We start from the raw sequence: 3,688 nt of genomic DNA, 5'->3' as shown, positions 1-3,688 counted from the left end.
GCCGGCCGGCGCGGCGCGGGCTGGATCAAGGTCAAGCCCCGGCACACCCTGGACCTCGTCGTGCTGGCCGCCGAGTGGGGCAGCGGCCGGCGCCGGGGCCGGCTCAGCAACCTCCACCTGGGCGCCCGGGCGGCCGGCGAGCCCGGGCTCGGCCCGTGGGTGATGCTCGGCAAGACCTTCAAGGGCCTCACCGACGAGACGCTGGCCTGGCAGACCGCCGAACTCCTGGCCCGGGAAACCGACCGGGACGACTGGACGGTGCGGGTCCGTCCCGAACTCGTCGTGGAGATCGCCTTCGACGGCGTCCAGCGCAGCCCCCGCTACCCCGCCGGCCTGGCCCTGCGCTTCGCCCGGGTGGTGCGCTACCGGCCGGACAAGGACGCGGCCGAGGCCGACACCATCGCCGCCGTCCGGGAGATCGCGGCCGCCGAAGGCCTGTGAGGAGGGTCGCGCCGAGCCACCCTTGACAAACTGACGTCAATTCAAACCTCTTGCTGCCAAAGGTCGTTCCGTCCCGGACCGAATCGGCCAATCTGCGCAAACCCGCCACGACACCCTCCGTGTGCGCCGCACCACGGGGTTAGGTTGGCAATGACAACGAGCAACGAGTGCAGGAGGAAGCGCCCATGAAGGTGAGCGTCGACCGGGACCGCTGCTGCAGCTCCGGCCTGTGCGTCTCGAACGCCCCGGAGATCTTCGACCAGGACGACCACGACAGCCTGGTGAGACTCCGTCGGACGGCCTTCCGGCCCGACGAGTACCCCGACCTCAGACTCGCCGCCGAACTCTGCCCGTGCGGCGCGATCACCGTCACCGAGGACCGCGTCACCGAGGACCGCGTCACCGGTGGCAGCCTCACCCAGGACACCGTCAGCGGGGGCACCGCCCCGGCCGACGGCCCGGCCACCACCGGGAGTTAGCCCAGCGCCTGCGTCTCACCCGACCCCACCAGGAGATCCCCACCGCGACGCCGAGGAGTACCACCGTGACGACCACGCCCGCGCCCACCACCCCCGTGGTGCCCGCCCCGCACGACATGCGCTGCCCGTTCAGCCCGCCGCCCGCCTACACCGACGCCGCCCGCACCGGCTCCGTCAGCCGCGCCGCCCTGCCCGACGGCACCCCCATCTGGCTGGTGACCGGCTACGCCGACGTGCGCACCGTGCTGTCGGACCACCGCTTCAGCGCCGACGCCCGCCACCCCACCTTCCCGCTGTTCACCCCCGAACGCCGCGAACTCATCGCCGAGAACCCGGCGTTCATCCGCCTCGACGACCCGGAGCACGCCCGGCTGCGCCGCATGGTCACCGGGGACTTCCTGGTCAAGCGGGTCGAGGCGATGCGGCCCGAGATCCAGCAGATCGTCGACGACGCCCTCGACCGGATGACCGACGGCGTCACCGAGGCCGACCTGGTCGGCGCGTTCGCCCTGCCGGTACCCTCGCTGGTGATCTGCCTGCTGCTCGGAGTCCCCTACGAGGACCGCGAGATGTTCCAGGCCCTCAGCGCGACGCTGCTTAACACCTTCGCCCCCAAGGACGAGATCGCCCGCGCCAACGACGAGATCCTCGACTACCTCGGCGGGCTCGCCGCCCACAAGAAGGAGCACCCGGCCGAGGACATCCTCAGCCGCCTCGCCGCCCGGGACGACCTCACTCTGCGCGAGATCGCCTCCACCGGCGTGCTACTCCTGATCGCCGGCCACGAGACCACCGCCAACATGATCGGGCTGTCCACCGTGCTGCTGCTCCGGCAGCCCGAGCAGGTCGCGAAGCTCGCCGACCCGGCCGCCGTGCCCGGTGCGGTCGAGGAACTGCTGCGCCACACCACGATCGTCCACACCGGCCTGCCGCGCGTGGCGGTCGAGGACGTCGAGCTGGACGGCACGCTCATCCGGGCCGGGGACGGCGTCTTCGCGATGCTCTCCACCGCCAACCGGGACGAGCGGATGTTCGGCGGCGCGGACCGGACCTCCCCCGACGAGGTAGACCTCGACCGGGACGCCCGGCGCCACCTGGCCTTCGGCTTCGGCGTCCACCAGTGCCTCGGCCAGCCGCTCGCCCGCGCCGAGCTGCAGATCGCGCTCGCCACCCTGTTCCGCCGGCTGCCCGGCCTACGGCTCGCGGTGCCGGAGAGCGAGCTGCGGTTCCGCTCCGAGAACATCATCTACGGACTGAAGTCGCTGCCCGTCACCTGGTGACGGAAGGCGGCTCCGACGCCGACCCGGCTGGCCTCCGGGCCGGGGCGGAGGCAGGCTGGAAGGGCGAACGACAGACCCCGGCCTGCCGCGCCCCGGCACGGGCGTGCCCGGACCGGCCGAGGAGACGGAGCCCGCAGATGACCGACATGAGCGCCCGGTCCGAGGTGAGCACCGATACCGACGAGGACGTCCGCGCCGCGGACCCCGAAGAAGGCATCACCTCGATGCAGAACCTTCACGCGCAGGACGAGTCCCGGGCGGAAGGCGAACCCATGCTGGACGAGAACGACACGAGCAGCAGCTGACCAGCTGATCAGTCGAGCTGCTGACCAGTTGACCAGTTGACGGACGAGGCCGCCCGGGCGCCCCGGGCGGCCTCCGGCTACCGCTGGTGTCGCTCCCGGACGGGCGGCCGACCGGCGGGGGAGGATAGGCGCATGACCGAGCACAATCAAGGTGGCGGGCAAGTCCAGCCGCCCGCGGACCCGCGCGCGTCGTGGGCGACCTGGACCACGCAGTCGATCATCAGCGGGCCCGGCGGGGTCACCACCGCCGAGGTCGGACCGATCTCCGGCGACCTCACCGTGCACACCACGTGGGTCGACGGCGAGGCCCGGCTGACCGTCCAGTACACCGGCGCGCTGGACTGGTACACGGTGTCCGGCAGCCCCGTCCCGGCGGCGGACGAGACCACCGCGCGGGCGATCCACCAGGCGATGGTCAACGGCGTCAAGGCCGGCCGCGGCGCGGCGGCGCCACCCGCGGGCTAGCGGGCCGCGGTGTCCCAGTAGGACGGATCCGCAGGCCGGCGCCGGCGCAGGTCCTCCCGGACCTCGCCGGCCAGCCGGCGGGTGTCGCGGCGGTTGACCGTGGCGCCGATGCCCGCGCCGACCAGCAGCGGCGTCACCGACGGCAGGCGGCGCAGCGAGCTGCCGGTCAGCCGGCGCCGGACCTGCCGGCGCACCTCGGCGCCCAGCGCCAGCGTGGCGAAGCCGGCCGGGCGGGCCAGCAGGGTCGCGTCGACGCCCCTGCGGTTGGCCCACGCGGAGAGGTAGGCGGTGGCGCGCTGGGTGGCGCTCCCGGTCGCCGGGACGCCGTAGACCTCGTGCAGCTCGGCGATCAGCTTGACCTCCACGGCGGCCACGGCGAGCGTCTCGGCCGCGATCTCCACCGCCATCGCGGGCGGCACCGGCAGCATCGCCGCCGCGCCGACGCCCGCGCCGAGCGCGCCCGACGCCCGGGTGGCGCCGAGGACCAGCAGGTCGGCGAGCCGTTCGGGGTCGGCGGCGCCGGGGTGCTGGGCGCGCAGTGCGGCCAGGCTGCGGACCGGGATGCGCGGCGCGGCCCGAACGAGCTGCTCGGTGAGCGCCCGGCCGCCGAGCGCGGCGCCCTTGGCGGCGGCCCGGCCGCCGGTGCCCAGGCGCCGGGCGACACCGCGCACCAGGGCCTGGCCACGGCCGCCCCGGGCCCGGTACTCGGCGACCTGCC

5 protein-coding genes and 1 pseudogene are annotated in these 3,688 nt (G+C 74.2%); 5 read left to right on the top strand and 1 reads right to left on the bottom strand.

The genetic code is table 11. The annotated features are described in order from the left end of the window. The 5 genes and pseudogenes from AB0O00_RS32505 to AB0O00_RS32485 form a co-directional block, all read left to right on the top strand. Window positions 1-441 (top strand): annotated as a pseudogene (locus AB0O00_RS32505) (ATP-dependent DNA ligase); the annotation flags it as partial. A gap of 185 nt (window positions 442-626) precedes the next feature. Then, the gene (locus tag AB0O00_RS32500; protein ID WP_363657917.1) at window positions 627-920 is read left to right on the top strand and encodes a ferredoxin; all 294 of its coding nucleotides are present in this window, start codon (window positions 627-629) and stop codon (window positions 918-920) included. Between the two features lie 65 nt (window positions 921-985). Further along, entirely contained in the window at window positions 986-2,200 is a 1,215-nt protein-coding gene (locus AB0O00_RS32495; protein ID WP_363657915.1) for a cytochrome P450, read from the top strand. A 137-nt stretch (window positions 2,201-2,337) separates the two neighbouring features. Next, entirely contained in the window at window positions 2,338-2,505 is a 168-nt protein-coding gene (locus tag AB0O00_RS32490; protein ID WP_363657913.1) for a hypothetical protein, read from the top strand. Between the two features lie 132 nt (window positions 2,506-2,637). Further along, window positions 2,638-2,970 (top strand): hypothetical protein, encoded by a 333-nt coding sequence (locus AB0O00_RS32485; protein WP_363657911.1) that lies wholly within the window; start codon window positions 2,638-2,640, stop codon window positions 2,968-2,970. Here the strand turns inward: AB0O00_RS32485 and AB0O00_RS32480 are convergent. Beyond that, on the bottom strand, window positions 2,967-3,688 hold a 722-nt coding region (locus AB0O00_RS32480), incomplete at its 5' end, for a hypothetical protein (RefSeq protein ID WP_363657909.1). The genes AB0O00_RS32485 and AB0O00_RS32480 overlap by 4 nt on opposite strands.

The sequence above is a fragment of the Kitasatospora sp. NPDC093558 genome, assembly GCF_040683475.1.
Lineage (GTDB): Bacteria > Actinomycetota > Actinomycetes > Streptomycetales > Streptomycetaceae > Kitasatospora.
Note: the sequence above shows the minus strand (reverse complement) of the source record. Positions and strands in the feature narration are given on the sequence as shown.